The organism is Halosimplex litoreum, from assembly GCF_016065055.1.
Classification (GTDB): Archaea; Halobacteriota; Halobacteria; order Halobacteriales; family Haloarculaceae; genus Halosimplex; species Halosimplex litoreum.
This window is the reverse complement of the sequence record NZ_CP065856.1, coordinates 108,166-125,254: the sequence shown is the minus strand read 5'-3', so window position 1 is coordinate 125,254 and position 17,089 is coordinate 108,166. Positions and strand designations below refer to the sequence as shown.

Here is a 17,089-nt window from a genome sequence, read left to right as displayed (position 1 = left end):
CCCGCATTGCCCCGGTCGAGCGCAGGCACTCGAGACCGACGACGCGACCGATCAGTCTCCGTCGGGGATCTCGAACGTCCGCTTCCGGACGCTCCCGTTCCCACGTCGCTCCAGCGCCACCAACTCCGACTCGGTCTCCACCATCACAGCCTCCCCACCCGCGTTCTCCAGGTTCGCCCGGATCACGTTCTCGCAGATCACGTTACCCTTCTGGACGATCTCGTCCTGGCGTGTATGGCCGACGACCTGGAGTGGCGCCGTATCGCTCAGGAACTTGAAGTCGAGCCAGGCGATGCCGGCACCGAAGGCACGGCCGCCACGACGGCCGATGCCGAGCACTTCCCGGTAGTCTTCGACCAACCGTTTCTGGGTCGACTCGTCGTCGTCGGTCCCGATCGCGTCGAGGAGATCACCGGCCGCTTCGGCGAACCGGTCGTTCAACCGTGCGGTGTCGTAGTCGCTGACGCGGCCGGCGTGGGCGTACGTGAACGCGTAGCCGTCGTAGGCGGCGACGAGGTGGCCGTCGACGATCGCTTCACAGAGCTGTCGGCGCTCCACGTCGGACCGACTGCCGGAGAACCAGGCGTCCCAGTTGACCAGGTCTCGGAAGAGGACGCCCCACTCGTGGTTGCCGAGCGTGACGCGGACGTGGCCGGGCGGGGCCTCGCGAGCGAGGCGTTCGACGAGGGCGACCACGGCGGCGTTGTCGGGGCCGCGGTCGACCAGATCGCCGTTGAACACGAGTACCGACTCGTCGTCGCCGGCCCAGTGGAGCCGGCCGTCCTCGTCGGCGTCGACGAGCGGGGCGAAGTCGGGGTGGTCGCCGACGACTGTGAGCGCCGCGCGGGCGGCGTCGAGGTAGCCGTGGATGTCGCTGATACTGACGATACGGGGGCTGTCGGCGTCGAGCGCGCCGACGCCGTCGCGTGCGGCGCGAGGCATCGGGTCGTCGTGGTCGGGAGTGAGGTCTATCATGGCGGACGGGACCGACGGTCTGTCAACCGATGGATACACCACAGGGCATCAAAACGGCTTCGGAGGGATCTTCCGTTCGTTCTAAACACAAAACTCATATCGTCGGCCTGAAAGAACATAAGCAGATGGAGAGACTGGGGCAGCTGGCACGCGGTGCGTACGAGCGGTTGCTCGAACTGGAGCTGTCGGGTACGCCCAGTCACGTCGCCGTCATCCAGGACGGCAACCGGCGATACGCGCGACAGCGGGGCGACGACGCATCCGAGGGCCATCGCGCGGGCGCAGAGACGACAGAGCAAGTGCTCGAGTGGTGTCGGGAGACCGGCGTCGACGAGCTGACGCTGTACACTTTCTCGACGGAGAACTTCGAGCGGCCCGAGGAGGAGAACGAAGCGCTGTTCGATCTGCTCTGTGAGAAGCTTCGGGAGTTCGCTGACGCCGACCGGGTCCACGACTCCGAGGTGTGCATTCGGGCGATCGGTGAGACGGGCAAACTCCCCGAGCGTGTCCGCGAAGCGATCGACTACGCCGAGCGCCGGACCGGGGGATACGACGACCTCCAGCTGAACATCGCGCTGGCGTACGGTGGTCGCGCGGAGTTGCTCTCGGCCGCCCGGGACGTGACGGGAGCGGTCGACGCAGACGAACTCGACGCCGAGGAAATCGACGTCGAGACCGTCGAACAGCGGCTCTACGAGGGACCGAGCCGCGACGTGGACCTGATCGTCCGAACCGGTGGCGACGAGCGCACGTCGAACTTCCTGCCGTGGCACGCCAACGGCAACGAGGCGGCGGTCTACTTCTGTACGCCGTACTGGCCGGAGTTCCGGAAGGTCGACTTCCTGCGGGCGATCCGGACCTACGAACACCGCGAGGAGTCCTGGCGCAAGACCCGCGCGCGGCGGGCGCTCGCGTTGGTACGGGCGCTCGGCGGCGCCGAGGGACACGACGCCCGACGCGTCCTCCGGCGGTTCAAGGACGCGCTCCCGAGCGCCGAACGCGAAGCGATCGAGTCGGAGACCGACGCCGAGTTCGAACGAACCGCCGACTGACCGAACGAACCGCCGACCGAAAGTCCCGCTCTCTGACCTCACGGACCCGTCCTATCCAGTAGTCCCCAGTCGGATTCGACCGTATGCCACTCGCACCCACGTGACGATACGTTTAAGTAGAGCAGACGTGTGACATCATCTATCATGGCACATTCGGGGTCGGACGCCGACGCGTTCGTGACGCACGGCAGGCGGCCGCACAGCGTCGCGCGCGCGAGTCGCCGGTTAGGGCTCGCGCTCCTCGGCGCGGCGGGGCCGGCGGTAGTGACGGCGTTGCTGGTCGCGGTGACTCGGCCGGGGACGGGAGGGCCGCTCGCCTGGGTCGGCGAGGCGATGGCGACGCCGCTGGTCGGCGGGGCCGGCCTCGCGTGGGCGTTCCACGTGGCCGCGGTCACTGGCCTCGCGGGCCTGTGGATCGTCGGCTTCGCGCTCGTCGTCGAAGGCTACTTCGGCGTCGACTAGCGGCCGTTGCGCTTTCGGGCGATTCGGTCGGAAAACGTTTTGTCGCGCCACAGTGACCGACCGTCTCGACCGAGACGTATCAGTCGTTTCCGTGCGCTTCCGCCTGTTGGTCCTCCGAGGCGCCGTTCGAACCGGGTTGGCCGCGAACGTCGAAGCCGCCGGCCTCGGCGCGGCCAGTGAGTTCCCGCTGGGGGAATGGGATCTTGATCCCCTCCTCTTCGAAGGCGGACTTGACGGCGCTGACGACCGCCGAGACGGCCTTCCACTTGCGCGGCGGGGTGGGGTGGTCGATCCAGAAGCGCATCTCGAGGACGACCGCGGAGTCGCCGAACTCCTTGGGGAACACCTGCGGCGGCGGAGCGTCGACGACTTCGCTGCAGTTCGAGATGGCCTCGATGGCAACCTGTTTGGCGCGGTCGGGGTCGGCCTCGTAATCGACGCTCACGTCGACGCGGATACGCAACAGGCCCTTCTGACTCCGGTTCGTGATCGGTCGGTCGGAGACGCGGTCGTTGGGGATGATGACGAACTCGCCGTCGAAGTTCTCCAGTCTGGTGTGAAAGATTGTGATGTCGGTGACGATACCCTCTTCGCCGCCGATCTCGACCCAGTCGCCGATGGTAAAGGGACGAGAGAACATGAGGACGAATCCAGCGATGAGCGAGCCGAGAGTCTGGCGGGCGGCGAAGCCGACGACGATGCCGAGGAAGCCGGCGCCGACGAGGAGGCCCCCGAGGTTGGTGTCCCAGATCCCGAGGATGACGATCCCGGCGAACCCGAACAGGAACAGCTGGGCGGTCCGCAAGAGGATCTCCTCCTGGTGGTCGGTCAGCCAGTCGGCGTGTCGACCGAGGTTCGCGACGGCGTTCGAGAGGTATCGCGCGACCGCGTAGGCGGCGAAGAAGACGGCCACCGAACCCAGCGTTCGCCCGAGCGTCCGGAGTTCCGAGTCGCTGGTCACCTCTTCGGAGAGAGTCGAGAGGGTCGGGCCGAACCCCCAGAGGTACAGCAGCGAGAGCCCACCGCCGACGAGCAACGAGAGCTGAGCGGCGCGCAGGATCGCGCCGCTGACGGCCCACTGCAGGGCGGAGTTCTGGACTCCCTCGATCAGTCGGGGGAGGAGCAGCCAGCCGAAGGCCGTGACGACGACGACGAGCAACGCGGTGACGCCGACCCGGGCGCCGAGCGTCTCGAACCCCGTGAGGAACGACCGGGCGGCGTCGACCGGCGTCGCCTGTAGCATACGTCGGGACTCGTGAGTCGACAGTCTTGGGCGTTGCGCTTGTCGGTCCGTCGAGTGGTGGCCCGACGTCGGGGTCGGATACCCCTGCCGTCGGTCGAGCGCCGCGCCCGGTGCCCCGGCGGGCGGACCCGTGGACTGGTCGGACTCCACCTGCGATCGACCGACGACGCGGCCGCTCGAACGGTTCGAGAAGTCGGAAGAGAATCAGTAGGGGGACGTGGCCGTTCAGACGCCGCGGTCTTGCATCTTCTCTTCTTCGGGCAGGTCGACGTTGGCGTCGCCCTTCATCCCGGCGCCGATGTTCGAGGTGATCTCGACGAGCGTCTCGGGGTCGTCCCAGTTGTTGACTGCCTCGACGACGGCGGTCCCCATCGCTTCGGGGTCCTCGGCGCCGAAGATACCAGAGCCGACGAAGATGCCGTCGCAGCCGTGGTGCATCATCAGCGCGGCGTCGGCGGGCGTCGCGATACCACCGGCGGCGAAGTTCACGACGGGCAGGCGGCCCATCTCGGCGGTCTCGTGGACGAGTTCGGCGGGGGCTTCGTGTTCGCGGGCCCACTTCTCGCGTTCCTCGTGGGCCATCCCCTCGAGTTTGCGGATGGCACCCTTGATGTTGCGCTGGTGGTGGACGGCCTGGTTCACGTCGCCCGTGCCGGCCTCGCCCTTGGTCCGGATCATCGCCGCGCCCTCGTCGATACGCCGGAGCGCCTCGCCGAGGTTGCGCGCGCCGCAGACGAACGGCGCGGTGAAGTCGCGCTTGTCGATGTGATAGCGGTCGTCGGCCGGCGTGAGCACCTCGCTCTCGTCGACCATGTCGGCGCCGGCGGCTTCGAGGATCTGGGCCTCCTTCGTGTGGCCGATACGGGACTTGCCCATGACGGGGATGGAGACCTCGTCGATGATGGCTTCGAGCGAGGCGGGGTCGGCCATGCGGGCGACGCCGCCGCGTTTGCGGATGTCGGCGGGGACGGCTTCGAGGTTCATCACCGCGACGGCGCCCACGTCCTCGGCGATGCGGGCCTGCTCGCGATTCACGACGTCCATGATGACGCCGCCCTTCTGCATCTTGGCGAACCCGCGCTTGACCAGGTCGGTCCCGCGGCGGAGTTCCTCCAGGTCCGTTTCGTCGGTCATGTTCCGGCCTTAGCGTCGGACTCACTTAACGAGTATCGTTCGTCCCCAGACCGACGCCAGCCGGCGGCCTCGCGGGGCGGACACGGGGGACCACCGTTATGTTCCACGTGCAACAACTCCGGGTATGGAAGGGAGGACTTACGAGATCGAGGACGCGGACGCGACGGATCTCGCGACGGCGGTCGTCGACCGGCTCGAACCGGATCACCGGTACGACGGCCGCGGGTTCGACGTGCTCGTCGCCGAGGAGTACGAGTTCTGGCGGACGAACTCGAACATGCAGGTGACCGTTATCGTCGACGGGACCGGTGACGGCTGTCGCATCGAGGTGTTCGTCGGCGGCGGTGCCACCGGGATCTTCCAGTTCACCGCCGGGTCGGAGACGAAGATACTCCGCGCGGCGGTCTCGGAGATCGAATACGCCCTCGACGAACTGGACGTCGAAGTCGAGCGGGTCCGAAACCTGCGAACGGAGGTCCGCTGAGACGACCGACGGGACCCAGCCGTCGACGACCCGACCGCTACCGTTTTGCGCGCGGGGGCCACAGGGTCGGGCATGTCAGCCGTCAGCCGCGCGGGTCGCCGCATCGAGCGGGTCGTCGCCCGCTACTTCGACGGAGCCCTTCCCGAGTCCCAGGGGCTCCCCGCCTACGTCGCGCCGCTGCCCGACTGGCTGGAGGACCTGGGCCTCCGACTCGCGTGGCCCATCGCGCTGGTCAACCTCGTCGGCACCCTCTTCGGCTTCTGGTACTACGCCGGGCAACCCGTCGACCTCGCCCCGCCGCTGCTCGGGGGGCAACTCGGCGCCGCGCCGCTGGCCGCCTACCCGCTCATCCCCGACTCACCCGTCGCGACGATGTTCATCGGACTCTCGCTGGTCGCCTGGAAGCTCGATATCGACGCCGGGCCGCTACACATGCTGGCCTTCTTCGGCTGTATCAAGCTCGGGCTGTGGACGCCGTTCGTCCAGCTCGTGCTCAACGGCCCCGGCGGCATCGCCGCCTGGCTCTACTGGTTCCTCATCCTCAGCCACGTCGCGATGGCCGTCGAGGCGTTCCTGATCCACCGCTACGCCCGATTCACGGTTGGATCGGTCGCACTCGCGCTCGCGTGGTACGGCTTCAACGACGTGGTCGACTACTTCTGGCCGATCCTGGAAGGCCCACACCACACCTGGCTCCGGGCGGAACCGTTCCTCGCGGCCGGGGTCCCCGACCACAGCGTCCCCGCCCACGACCTGGCCGCGGCCTGGGCGGTCGTCCTCACGCTGCTCGCGACCTTCCTCGCGCTGGCGACCCGCGTCGAGAAGGTCAAACGCGACGCGGCCTGACCGACCCGCCGCTGGCATGGGCGTTCGCCCCGAACTCCGGGAACGTGCTTCCGCGGTCCGAAGCTATTCCCCCGGGTCGGCCCTGTCTGGGATATGGTATCGTTCACCGACTCGGAGCGCAGGGCCTTCGCGCGCGACGGCTTCCTCGTGCGCGAGGACCTGCTGTCGACCGAGGCCGTCGACGACGCTCGCGCGGCGGTCGTCGACGCGATGGACGCCGACCCCGACGACCCCCAGGCGCTGATCGGCGCCGGATACGAGGTGGCTCTGGAAGGCGTCGACGAAGCGCCGTTGACCGCGCTCGCCGACGCGTTGTTCCCGGCCGCAGAGGCCCTCGTCGGCCAGGGCGTCCTCGAACCGCCCGGCCCCGGGATGCAGGTCGCGCTAGAGTTCCCCGACGCGGACACGGCCGACCCGGTCCACGGCCCCAAGCGCGCCGAGGGCCACCTCGACGGCTACGCCGCCTTCGACGAGAACCCCGAAGTAACGACCTTCCAGCTCGGCGCCGCCGTCTACTTCGACGACGTGGGCCCCCGCGGCGGCGGGTTCACCGTCTGGCCCGGCTCGCATCGGGCAGCGGCCGCGTACTTCGCCGACCACGCGCTGGAGTCCGTGGGTGGGAAGCCGAACAACTCCCAGTTGCCCGCGACGGGGGAGGAACCGGGCGAGTGGGACTACGACCGCCGGCTCCACGACCAGTGGGACCCCTACGAGATCTCGGGGCCGGCCGGCACGGTCGTCCTCTGGCACGGCCTGTTGACCCACACGGCCGGGATCAACACCGGCGAGCGCGTCCGGATGGCCGGCATCGAGCGCTTCGCCCGCGAGGACGTCGAGGACGTTCGTCGGGACGCCGCCGCGAACCTCTTCGAGTACTGGCCCGCCATGGCCGGCGTTCCGTTCGTCGAGGGTAGTGAGCCGATCGTTTCGAAGAGATAGTACCACGCACGGGAAAGCGAAATACCCGTAGTCAGCCGACGATCAGGATGGCCGACTCGGTCTCGATCATCTCGCCGTCGCCGGAGTACGTCCGCGCCTCTTCGATCTCGTACATCTCCGAGTCCAGTTCGACGCCGGCGACCTGCAACTTCCCGTCGACTTCTTCGAACTCACCGCTCTCGATGGCGGCGTCGATGTCGCCGACTTCACTCCCGTATTCGGGGCCGACCAGCGAGTAGTCGAGGTCGACGCCGGTGACCTCGGTGGTGACCTCGGGCGGCTCCGCCAGCGTCTCCAGATCCGCGACGTGCATCGCCTCGGCGACGGCGTTCTCGAAGCCGGCGATCCCGCCGTAGACCTGAACGCGGTCCAGATCGGCGTTGAGCGGCAGTCCGTTGTCGGTCTTGTAGCGGCGCAGCGCGGCGATGACCTCCATCGCCGTCTCGCCGGCCGCCAGATCCGCCTCGTAGCCGCGGGTCTCCGGCCAGTCGGTGGTGTGGATGGAGTCCAGATCCTCACCGTCGTCCGCGTAGAGGCGCTGCCACAGTTCCTCGGTGACGTGCGGGAGGAACGGGGCGAACAGCTTCAAGAAGGTTCGGTGGGCCGTCAGCAGCGCGTACTCGGTCGAGCGGGCGTCGGCGCCGCCGTCGGCGTCGTCGAGTCGCTGCTTCGCGATCTCCAGGTAGTCGTCGCAGAAGCTGTTCCAGAAAAAGGAGCGGAGTTCGTTGCGCGCCTTCGAGAACTCGTAGGCCTCGAACTGCTCGGTGAGCGACTCGACCGCGTCGTCGAGTTCGGCGAGCATCCAGCGGTCGACGGCGGCCAGATCCGATTCGTCGGGCTCCTCGACCGCGTCCGGCTCCGGCGTGAGCTGGTCGATCAGCCGCGAGGCGTTCCAGAGCTTCTGGAGCAGGCGCTCGCCGGCTTCGAGGTCCCCTTCCTTGTAGGGGAAGTCGTCGCCGATGGAGGTGCCGGCGGCCCAGTAGCGGGCGGCGTCGACCGGGAAGTTCTCGGTCACCTCCGAGGGCGGGATGACGTTGCCCTTCGATTTGGACATGGCCTCGCGGTTCTCGTCTAAGACCATCCCGTTGATCATGACGCTCTCGAAGGGGACCTCGCCGGTGTGCTCGTAGCACTTGACGACGGTGTGGAACAGCCAGAAGGAGATGATGTCGTGGCCCTGCGGGCGCAGGTCGTACTGGTAGAGCTCCGGGCGCTCCATCGTGTACTCCTCCGCCTCGGCGTCCCAGTCCCAGCCGGCGTTGACCAGCGGGGTCAGCGACGAGGTGGCCCAGGTGTCGAAGACGTCCTCCTCGGGGCGCAACTCCGCGGACCCACAGTCGGGACAGGCGTCGACCGGCGGGTCGTCGGCGAGCGGGTCGACCGGGAGATCCTCCTTGGCGGCCATGATCGTCTCGCCGCAGTCGTCGCAGTACCAGACGGGGATGGGGATGCCGGAGTCGCGCTGGCGGGAGATACACCAGTCCCACTCCAGGCCCTCGATCCAGTGCTGGTAGCGGCTGAACATCTTCTCGGGGTACCAGTCCATCGCCTCGCCCGCATCGAGGTACTCGTCGGTCTTGTCGAGCATCTCGACGTACCACTGCTCGGTGACGAGGTACTCGACTTCGGTCTCGCAGCGCTCGTGGACCTGGACGGTGTGGTCGTGGTCGCGGCTCTCGACGAGCGCGCCGGCGTCGTCCAGATCCTCGATGATGGCCGCGCGGGCGTCGACGGTGGACATGCCCTCGTAGTCGCCGGCGAGGTCGGTCATCGTGCCCGACTCGTCGATGGCGATCCGCAGCGGGAGGTCGTGGGCCTGGTACCACTCGATGTCGGTCTGGTCGCCGAAGGTACAGCACATGACGAGGCCGCTGCCGGTCTCCAGGTCGACCCGCTCGTCCTCGATGATGGGGACCTCCTGACCGAAGATGGGGACCCGCGCCGTGCCGCCGACGAGGTCGGCGTTGTCCTCGTCGTCGGGGTGGACGAAGACGGAGACGCAGGCCGGCAGGAGCTCCGGACGGGTCGTCGAGATGGTGAACGTCGCATCGTCCTCGGCTTCGCCCTCGCCCGTCTCGACGAGCTCGAAGTCGATGTCGTTGAACTTCGTGTGTTTGTGCTCGTCCTCCTGTTCGACCTGGGAGATGGCCGTCTCGCAGTCGGGACACCAGATCGTCGGGGCGCGCTGGCGATACTCCCGGCCCTGCTCGTACAGATCGATGAAGGAGAGCTGGGAGATGCGCTGGACGCGCGGCTCGATGGTCTTGTAGGTGTTGTCCCAGTCGACCGAGACCGCCAGCGACTGGACGTCCTCGGTGAAGGCGTCCTCGTAGTCGGCGCAGACCTCGCGACACTTCTCCTGGAACTCGCGGCGGGTGAAGTTCTGGTGACGGATGCCGAGCTCGCGCTCGGTCAGCCGCTCGGAGGCGATGCCGTTGTCGTCGTAACCGAACGGGAAGTAGACCGCCGGGTCGGCCATTCGGTGGTAGCGGGCGACGAAGTCCTGGAGGGTGAACTGGTAGAGGTGGCCCATGTGGAGGTCGCCGGAGACCGTCGGCGGCGGCGTATCGATGCTGAAGGCCGTGTCGGCGTCGACGGCGGCCTCGCGGTCGTAGGCGTACGTGTCCGCCTCGACCCAGCGCTGTTGCCACTTGGTCTCGACGTCGGCGGGGTCGTACTCTCCGGGGAGCGTCTCTTCGGTTTCGGTGGACTCGGACTCGCCTCCCGCGGCGTCGGTCGCTCCGGTGTCGCTGTCGGTGCTCATCGGGACTCGCTCCCGGGAGTCTGTCGCGCTCGCGCTCCGAGCGCGGCGGCTGTCGGTCGATGCGTGTCGTCGGTCGGTGTCGGTGTATCGTACATCGGTGTGTCTGGCGGCTGGTCGTCGAGCGGTTCGAACGCGGTCAGAATGGAGATGTGTCGGGGCTAGGGGGCCCCTACACGTACGGCGACGGCTACCGAGAGCCGGGGCTCGTTCGCGACGCGAGCGTCGATCCCGTCGAACGGCCCTGTCATCGGTAGAGAGTGGACGAGGCGCCAACATAACGCTTACGTCATCGCGTCGGCTGCTCGGCGGCGTCGCGTCCGCCGCGGCCCCGTTCAGTCCCCCTCGCTCACCGGCGGTTCGTCCGCGTGTTGTCCCCAGAAGCCCGGAAACTTCACGACAGTCAGGTCGCCCTCGACGCGGGTCTGACAGGCGAGTCTGAGGTCCGCTGTCGCGTCGTGCGGCGGGAAGTCCAGCCGCCAGCGTTCCCGGGCCGTCGGCGCGCTCGTCGGGCCGTCGACCGCGACGGCGCAGGTGCCGCACGTGCCGTGACCGCCGCAGTTGACCCGTTTCGAGGCGCCGTTGTGCGGCACGATCCCCGCGTCCAGCAGCACGTCCCGGAGCGCGTCGCCCCGCTCGCAGTCGATCTCGCGGTCGCCGTAGCGGACCGTAGGCATGGATCGCCGTTGGGGCGCGACCGGCTTACCCGTTCGGACCGGAGCGTCGCGCTCGGACCGGGTAGCGCTCGCCGACTGTGGATTTAACCTTTCGAGCGCCCAACCGCGAGACATGCGCGCTGCCCGACTCCACGAGTACACCGACGACATGGCGAACGGGCTCACCGTCGAGGAGGTCGACCGCCCCGAGATCGGCTCCGGGGACGGCGTCCTTGTCGAGGTCGAAGGCGCCGGCTGGTGCCAGACGGACAACCACATCGTCGAGGGCATGTGGACCGACTACGTCGACCAGGACCTCCCGATGACCCTTGGCCACGAGAACGCCGGCACCGTCGTCGAGGTCGGCGACGACGTGCGGACGGTCGAACCGGGCGACCGGGTGGTCTGTCACCCGGTCCAGACCTGCGGCGTCTGCCGAGCCTGTCGCGAGGGCGAGACGATGTACTGCGAGAACCAGTCTTTCAACGGGCTCACCGTCGACGGCGGCTTCGCCGACTACCTGCTGACCGGCGAGCGCTCGATCGTCCCGCTCCCGGGGGGCGTCGACCCGGTCGATATCGCACCCCACGCAGACGCCGGGATCACCGCCTACCACGCCGCGAAGCGGTCTGTCCGCGACCTGGCCCCCGGCGACACCGCCGTCGTCATCGGCGTCGGCGGGCTCGGCCACATCGGGCTCCAGTGTCTCGACGCGATGTCCGCCGCCGACGTCGTCGCCGTCGACCTCAAGGAATCCGCTCGCGAGCTCGCGACCGACCTGGGCGCCCAGCTCACAGTCGACCCCGAGAGCGAGGACGTGGCGGCAGTCGTCGACGACTTCACCGACGGCACCGGCGCCGCGCAGGTGCTCGATTTCGTCGGCGCCGACGAGACGACGGCCCTGGCCCCGGACATCGTCGCCGCCGGCGGCGACCACCAGATAATCGGCTACGGCGGCCACGTCCACGAGCCAGCCCAGGCGCTCGTCAACGGCGAGTTCTCGTTCCAGGGCAACATCGTCGGCCGCTACACCGAACTGCAGGAACTCGTCGCGCTCGTCGACCGCGGCGACGTGGAACTGACGACCAGTCGCTACGACCTCGGTGACATCAACACCGTCGCCGAGCGGCTCGAACACGGCGAGATCGACGGCCGCGCCGTCATCACACCGTAAGACTCTCTCCGAGCAGCCGTCGAACCCGTGGAAGGCGGCCGGTTCGTGCGACGAGCACGCGACGGCGGTCTTCGAGACCAGTCCCGGCGTCACCGCGAACCCGAGCGCCACGAGTGCGAACCCGACGAGGCCGACCCGAGCGTGACCCGCGTTCGATCCATCCTGGCTCACCTCAGTCGTCCGAGTGCGCGCGGACCCACAGCTCGCCGATGCGCGACAGTCGCGTACGGTAGGACTTGCCCTGTTCCTCCTGTTCGATGTAGCCCTTCCCCCCCGGTCCGAGGCGGTCGACGTTGTAGATGACCTTCGAGCGGAAGCTGTCGGTGTACTCCTCGCCGAGCTCGCGCGCGAGTTCCTGGGCCAGCTCGGAGACGGACTCGAACTCGCCGTGTTCGCCGAGGGTGAAGAGGATCAGCTCCTCGAACGGCTTGACGTTCGAGAAGGAGGCGACGGGGAGTTCGAGGATGTGCTGGCCGTCGAACTCCTTGGCGCCGATGGTCGTCCCGCGCTCGTCGAACTCCGAGAGCAGTTCCTCGGCGGCGGCCAGCCGCTCGTCGACGCGCTCGGCGAGGTCGGGGTCGTCGACGGCGCCCTCCAGGTCCGAGAGGAGGTCGATCCCGCGGTGGAGCTCCTCGGCGAGTTCGGTCTCGAGGTACTTCTCGGGGACGGTGTAGTAGGTGTGGATGCGCTGGCGGTCCTCCTCGCGCTCGACCATGATGGAGTGGGCGGCCGTGGCGAAGGCAAAGGACACCGTCCGGGGCATCGCGGAGATGTTGACCCACACCTTCGCGTCGTCCTCGCGGTCGAGTTCGGCGTTGATGAGTTCGAACGCCTGTTCGAAGGCCTCGTCGTAGTCGTAGACGTCTTCGACGACGAACCGTTCGGTCGTCGCCCCGAGGAGGTTGCGGTAGTCCTTCTCCAGCTTGGCGGCGAGGTTCCGGGAGTACTCGACGTTGGCCTCGCTGCCGACCGCGCCCTCCAGCAGGACGACGCGGTCCACGTCGAGTCTGTCGCGCACCAGCGGCGCGATCAACCGGTCGTAGTCGAAGCCGACCGGGACGATGTGGGTCTGCATACGCGAACGGACGACCGGTGTGGGTAAAAAAGGCCAGTCTCGACCCGGCGGCGAGGTACGACGGAACCACCGACGACAGCGTCATGCCTATCAAACACGATCGATCACTATGGAACGAACCGTCGAGGTCGTCCCGGACGCGGGGCTGCACGCCCGCCCCGCCGCCGCGTTCGTCCGGGCGGCGAACGAGTTCGAAGCAGAACTGACGGTCGGCCGTCCCGGCGAGGAGGGGGTCGGTGCGAACAGTATGCTCGCCGTCACCGGTCTCAACGTCCGCAACGGCGAGACGGTGCGCATCGTCGCCGAGGGTGACGACGCCGCGGAGGCGCTCGACGCGCTCGAAGCGGTCCTGACGACCCCCGTAGAGGGCAAGAACGGCGAGAGCGATAGCGAACCCGCGACCGACAGCGGCGGGGGTGAACCGCCGTGAGAACGCTCTCGGGCGTGGGAACCACGCCGCTGTCGGGCGTCGGGCGCGCACGCTGGTACCGCCCCGAGGCCGCCCTCTCGCTCCCGGAACGACCCGACCCAGAAACGGTCGACCCCGAAGCGGAAGTGGAACGCGTCGAGCGTGCCCGCGACGAAGCGCGTGAAGCGCTCGCCGTCGCGCGCGACCGAACCGCCGACCGTGTCGGCGCGGACGAGGCCGCCGTCTTCGAGGCCCACCGGCAGTTCCTCGACGACCCGCAACTGGTCGGGGATATCGAGGACGCCGTCGCCGACGGGACGCTCGCCGAACACGCCGTCGCCGACCGCTTCGCCGAGGCCGTCGCGCAGTTCGAGGGGCTAGAGGGGCGAATGGCCGAGCGCGCGGACGACCTGCGCGACGTACGCGACCGGCTCCTGCGCGCGCTGCTGGGCATCGATGCGGTCGACCTCGCGGCCCTGCCGTCGGAGACCGTCCTGCTGGCCGAGCGGCTGACGCCGAGCGACACGGCCGAACTCGACCCCGACGCCGTCGCGGGCATCGTGACCGCGACCGGCGGCCGGACGGCCCACGCGGCGATCATCGCTCGCGCGCTGTCGATCCCGGCCGTCGTCGGCGTCGGCGACGGACTCGCGACCGTCGACGAGGGCGTCGACGTACTCGTCGACGGTGAGGCCGGGGAGGTCGTCGTCGACCCCGACGAGCGCAGACGGGCGAGCGCGGGCGGCGTCGAGGCACCGGTCCGTACCGAGCGGGTGCACACGGCCGACGGTCGCGCGGTCGAAGTGGCCGCCAACGTCGGGCGCGTCGCGGAACTCGGCCCGGCGGCCGAGCGGGGGGCCGACGGCGTCGGGCTGTTCCGGACGGAGTTCCTCTTCCTCGACCGCGCGACGCCGCCGGACGAGGACGAGCAGTACGAGGCTATCACCGCCGCGCTGGCGGCGTTCCCCGACGACCGGGTCGTCGTGCGGACGCTGGACGTCGGGGGCGACAAGCCGGTCCCCTATCTCGACACGCCGACGGAGACGAACCCGTTCCTGGGCCGGCGAGGGATCCGGCCCTCGCTGGACGAACACGCCGACCTGTTCGAGACGCAACTGCGAGTGCTGTTGCGCGCGACCGCGAGCGACCACGGCGACGGTCTGGCGGTGATGTTCCCGATGGTGGCCCGCGTCGAGGAAGTCGAGGCTGCCCTCGACCGGATAGAGGCCGTCGCGGAGGACCTCGATGCGGCGGGGATCGACCACGCGATGCCGGAACTGGGCGCGATGGTCGAGACGCCGGCGGCGGCGTTCCTCGCGGACGAACTGGCCGACCGCCTCGATTTCCTCAGCATCGGGACGAACGACCTCACGCAGTACGTGATGGCCGCCGACCGGGAGAACGAGGGCGTCGCGACCCTCCACGATCCGCTCCACCCGGCGGTTCTGCGGGCGATCGACCGCACTGCGGAGGCCACCGGCAGGACGGACGCGTGGATCGGGATGTGCGGTGAGATGGCGGGTGACCCGGCGCTGACGGAACTGCTCGTCGGCCTGGGTCTGGACGAACTCAGCGCGAGCTCGGTGACGGTGCCCGCGGTGAAAGCGCGGGTGCGTGAGACCGACGCCGACGACGCGGCCGCCCTCGCCGAGCGTGCGCTGGCCTGTCAGACCCGCGAAGGCGTCCTCGACGTGCTCGACCGGTCGTGAGGCCGGCCGGAGCGAGGCGATCCCCGGCGGCCGACTACCGCGGCCGAGCTCCGGTGGCAGGCGAGTCTACAGCTTGTCGATCTCGCGGGCGGCCTCGGCCCGTTCGCGGACGGTGTCGAGCGTCGCCGTCGGACTCGTCGCGGCGACGGCGGCGTTGACCGCGCCTTCGAGGACGGGCGCGTCGGCGACGACCGCTTCCGTGTCCGCCATCTCGATGGCCACTTCGGCGTTCATCACGGCACTGCCGAGGTCGACGAGGACGACGACGCCCTCGCCGTCGTCCACCGCCGCGAGTGCCGCCTCGATGTCGTCGGGGACGGTCCCGATACCGCCCCGACCGTCGCCGCCGACCGGTTCGATGTGGGTCTCGCCGCCCATCTCGGCGGCGACTTCGGCGATCCCGTCGGCCGCCCGCTCGCTGTGGGAGACGACGACGAGGCCGATCATCACCCCTCCGTGGCCCCCTCCTCGGGGACCGTCGGTGACGTGGCGTCGAGGTCTGGGGCGACGGTCGCGTCGAGGCGGTCGCGGGCGGTCTCAAGCAGCGACTCCGCGACGAACAGCGTGCTCGTCGCGCCCGGGTCCTTGTGGCCCACCGAACGCCAGCCGAGATACGACGCGCGCCCCTTCCTCGCTCGGATCGGGACGGTGAAGGCGGCGCCGCGCTCGGCGGCGTCGACGGCCTTCGCGAGCGCCACCACCGGCGGCAGGCCGTCGACCTCGATCGACTTCTTGAACGTGTGGACCAGCGGGACGAGCGCGTCGACCATCGTCTGATCCCCGACGCTGGCGTCGCCGCGGTCCCGTACCTTCTCCAGGTACGTCTCGGCGAACGCGACGGCGGACTCCGGGGTGAGCCCGTCGTCGAGTTCGACGCTGGCGAAGACGAGCGACCCGCCGTACAGCGGGCCCGAAGCTCCGCCGACTTCGGACATGAGCGTCCGCCCGGTCGCCTTCGCGACCGTCGCAGGGTCGGGGTCGTCCAGCTCGCGGACGGCCTCGGCGGCGCTGGCCCAGCCGCGGGCCATGTTCCCGCCGTGGTCGGCGTCGCCGATCGCGGAGTCCAGCTCCGTGAGGTAGTCGCGCTCGCGTTCGAGGCGCTCGGCGACCCGTTCGACCGCGGCGACGGCCGCTTCACCGTCCGCGCTCATCGCACCGTCAGCGCTGGCGTGTCTGCCGGCGCGGCGAGTAGCTCTTTCAGTTCGTCGTCGACGGCACAGACGGTGATCGAACACCCTGCCATGTCCAGCGAGGTCATGTAGTCGCCGACCCAGGCGTCCCAGGTGTCGAGCCCGCGCTCGTCGAGCAGTTCCTGGAGCCGGCGGTTGACGACGAACAGCTCCATCTGGGGCGTCCCACCCATCCCGTTGACGATCGTGAGCACCTCCTGGTCCTCGTCGAGGTCCAGGTCCGCGAGGACCGACTCGGTCAGCTCGTCGGTGACCTCGTCGGCGGACATCGTCCCCGTCCGTTCGGTGCCGGGTTCGCCGTGGATGCCGATCCCGAGTTCGATCTCCTCGTCGCCGAGGTCGAAGGTCGGTTCGCCCTTCTCGGGCGTGACACAGGAGGTGAGCGCCATGCCCATCGTCCCGACGTTGTCGACCACCTTCTGACCGACGCGCTGGACGTCCGCGAGGTCGGCGCCCTCGGCGGCCTTCGCTCCCGCGGCCTTGTGGACGAGGATGGTCCCGCAGACGCCGCGGCGACCGGAGGTGTACAGCGAGTCCTCGACCGCCACGTCGTCGTTCACGACGACCGTCGCGACCTCGGCCCCCTCCATCTCGGCGAGCTCGATCGCCGTCTCGAAGTTCATCACGTCCCCCTCGTAGTTCTTGACGACCGCGAGGACCCCTTCGCCGCCGTCGCAGGCGTCGACGAGTGCCTCGAACTCGTCGGCGGTGGGCGAGGAGAACACGTCGCCCGCCGCGGCGCCGTCGAGCATTCCGTCACCGATGTAGCCGGCGTGTGTCGGCTCGTGTCCGCTGCCGCCGCCGCTGACGACACCGACCTCGTCGAGCGGCGCGTCGGTCCGGACCACGACCTGCGTGTCGGAGAGCCGACGGAGCCGGTCGGGATGGGCCGCGACCATCCCGTCGAGCATCTCGTCGACGACGTCGTCCGGGTCGTTGATCAGTTTCTTCATCCCGTACGTAATAATGAATCGTGAAGA

At 69.0% G+C, this 17,089-nt stretch carries 17 protein-coding genes; 8 read left to right on the top strand and 9 right to left on the bottom strand.

The features are described 5' to 3' along the window. Nucleotides 1–51: 51 nt before the first annotated feature. Complete coding sequence (locus I7X12_RS00645; protein ID WP_198061969.1) at nucleotides 52–975, bottom strand: metallophosphoesterase; 924 nt, start codon at nucleotides 973–975, stop codon at nucleotides 52–54. Between the two features lie 125 nt (nucleotides 976–1,100). On the opposite strand from I7X12_RS00645, the gene uppS reads away from it, so the two are divergent. Beyond that, the gene (uppS, locus tag I7X12_RS00640) at nucleotides 1,101–2,027 is read left to right on the top strand and encodes a polyprenyl diphosphate synthase (RefSeq protein WP_198061968.1); all 927 of its coding nucleotides are present in this window, start codon (nucleotides 1,101–1,103) and stop codon (nucleotides 2,025–2,027) included. Nucleotides 2,028–2,171: 144 nt separating this feature from the next. Beyond that, nucleotides 2,172–2,489 (top strand): hypothetical protein, encoded by a 318-nt coding sequence (locus I7X12_RS00635; protein WP_198061967.1) that lies wholly within the window; start codon nucleotides 2,172–2,174, stop codon nucleotides 2,487–2,489. 79 nt (nucleotides 2,490–2,568) lie between these two features. On the opposite strand, the gene I7X12_RS00630 is transcribed toward I7X12_RS00635, so the two are convergent. Both I7X12_RS00630 and pdxS read right to left on the bottom strand, forming a co-directional pair. After that, a complete protein-coding gene (locus I7X12_RS00630; RefSeq protein ID WP_198061966.1) occupies nucleotides 2,569–3,732 on the bottom strand; it encodes a mechanosensitive ion channel family protein in 1,164 nt (387 codons plus the stop codon). 225 nt (nucleotides 3,733–3,957) lie between these two features. Next, nucleotides 3,958–4,866, bottom strand: coding sequence for a pyridoxal 5'-phosphate synthase lyase subunit PdxS (gene pdxS, locus I7X12_RS00625; protein WP_198061965.1), 909 nt, complete (start codon nucleotides 4,864–4,866; stop codon nucleotides 3,958–3,960). Nucleotides 4,867–4,990: 124 nt separating this feature from the next. Here pdxS and I7X12_RS00620 point away from each other — a divergent pair, with 124 nt between their 5' ends. The 3 genes from I7X12_RS00620 (at nucleotide 4,991) to I7X12_RS00610 (ending at nucleotide 7,135) form a co-directional block, all read left to right on the top strand. Beyond that, the gene (locus tag I7X12_RS00620) at nucleotides 4,991–5,350 is read left to right on the top strand and encodes a hypothetical protein (protein WP_198061964.1); all 360 of its coding nucleotides are present in this window, start codon (nucleotides 4,991–4,993) and stop codon (nucleotides 5,348–5,350) included. A 72-nt stretch (nucleotides 5,351–5,422) separates the two neighbouring features. Then, nucleotides 5,423–6,196, top strand: a complete 774-nt coding sequence (locus I7X12_RS00615; protein ID WP_198061963.1) for a DUF1405 domain-containing protein — start codon at nucleotides 5,423–5,425, stop codon at nucleotides 6,194–6,196. A 93-nt stretch (nucleotides 6,197–6,289) separates the two neighbouring features. Continuing rightward, nucleotides 6,290–7,135 (top strand): phytanoyl-CoA dioxygenase family protein, encoded by an 846-nt coding sequence (locus I7X12_RS00610; protein ID WP_198061962.1) that lies wholly within the window; start codon nucleotides 6,290–6,292, stop codon nucleotides 7,133–7,135. A 31-nt stretch (nucleotides 7,136–7,166) separates the two neighbouring features. On the opposite strand, the gene I7X12_RS00605 is transcribed toward I7X12_RS00610, so the two are convergent. Both I7X12_RS00605 and I7X12_RS00600 read right to left on the bottom strand, forming a co-directional pair. Further along, on the bottom strand, nucleotides 7,167–9,899 hold the full coding sequence (locus I7X12_RS00605; protein WP_198061961.1) for a valine--tRNA ligase: 2,733 nt from the start codon (nucleotides 9,897–9,899) through the stop codon (nucleotides 7,167–7,169). 332 nt (nucleotides 9,900–10,231) lie between these two features. After that, entirely contained in the window at nucleotides 10,232–10,573 is a 342-nt protein-coding gene (locus I7X12_RS00600) for a 2Fe-2S iron-sulfur cluster-binding protein (protein ID WP_198061960.1), read from the bottom strand. A 112-nt stretch (nucleotides 10,574–10,685) separates the two neighbouring features. On the opposite strand from I7X12_RS00600, the gene I7X12_RS00595 reads away from it, so the two are divergent. After that, nucleotides 10,686–11,726 carry an NAD(P)-dependent alcohol dehydrogenase gene (locus tag I7X12_RS00595; RefSeq protein WP_198061959.1) on the top strand — a complete coding sequence of 347 codons (1,041 nt, stop codon included), beginning with the start codon at nucleotides 10,686–10,688 and terminating at the stop codon, nucleotides 11,724–11,726. Nucleotides 11,727–11,898: 172 nt separating this feature from the next. Here I7X12_RS00595 and I7X12_RS00590 read toward each other — a convergent pair whose 3' ends face one another. Then, entirely contained in the window at nucleotides 11,899–12,801 is a 903-nt protein-coding gene (locus I7X12_RS00590; protein ID WP_198061958.1) for an HFX_2341 family transcriptional regulator, read from the bottom strand. Between the two features lie 109 nt (nucleotides 12,802–12,910). On the opposite strand from I7X12_RS00590, the gene I7X12_RS00585 reads away from it, so the two are divergent. Further along, the gene (locus I7X12_RS00585) at nucleotides 12,911–13,231 is read left to right on the top strand and encodes an HPr family phosphocarrier protein (protein WP_198061957.1); all 321 of its coding nucleotides are present in this window, start codon (nucleotides 12,911–12,913) and stop codon (nucleotides 13,229–13,231) included. After that, a complete protein-coding gene (gene ptsP, locus I7X12_RS00580) occupies nucleotides 13,228–14,919 on the top strand; it encodes a phosphoenolpyruvate--protein phosphotransferase (protein ID WP_198061956.1) in 1,692 nt (563 codons plus the stop codon). The genes I7X12_RS00585 and ptsP overlap by 4 nt, the downstream gene beginning before the upstream one ends. A gap of 66 nt (nucleotides 14,920–14,985) precedes the next feature. On the opposite strand, the gene dhaM is transcribed toward ptsP, so the two are convergent. Genes dhaM through dhaK form a run of 3 tightly spaced genes read right to left on the bottom strand, consistent with a single transcriptional unit; the run spans nucleotide 14,986 to nucleotide 17,062 of the window. Continuing rightward, nucleotides 14,986–15,366: a dihydroxyacetone kinase phosphoryl donor subunit DhaM gene (dhaM, locus tag I7X12_RS00575; RefSeq protein WP_198061955.1), complete on the bottom strand. Its 381-nt coding sequence runs from the start codon at nucleotides 15,364–15,366 to the stop codon at nucleotides 14,986–14,988. Continuing rightward, a complete protein-coding gene (gene dhaL / locus I7X12_RS00570; RefSeq protein WP_198061954.1) occupies nucleotides 15,366–16,070 on the bottom strand; it encodes a dihydroxyacetone kinase subunit DhaL in 705 nt (234 codons plus the stop codon). Before dhaL ends, dhaM begins: the two co-directional genes overlap by 1 nt. Continuing rightward, nucleotides 16,067–17,062 carry a dihydroxyacetone kinase subunit DhaK gene (dhaK, locus tag I7X12_RS00565; RefSeq protein ID WP_198061953.1) on the bottom strand — a complete coding sequence of 332 codons (996 nt, stop codon included), beginning with the start codon at nucleotides 17,060–17,062 and terminating at the stop codon, nucleotides 16,067–16,069. Before dhaK ends, dhaL begins: the two co-directional genes overlap by 4 nt. Nucleotides 17,063–17,089: the final 27 nt, after the last annotated feature.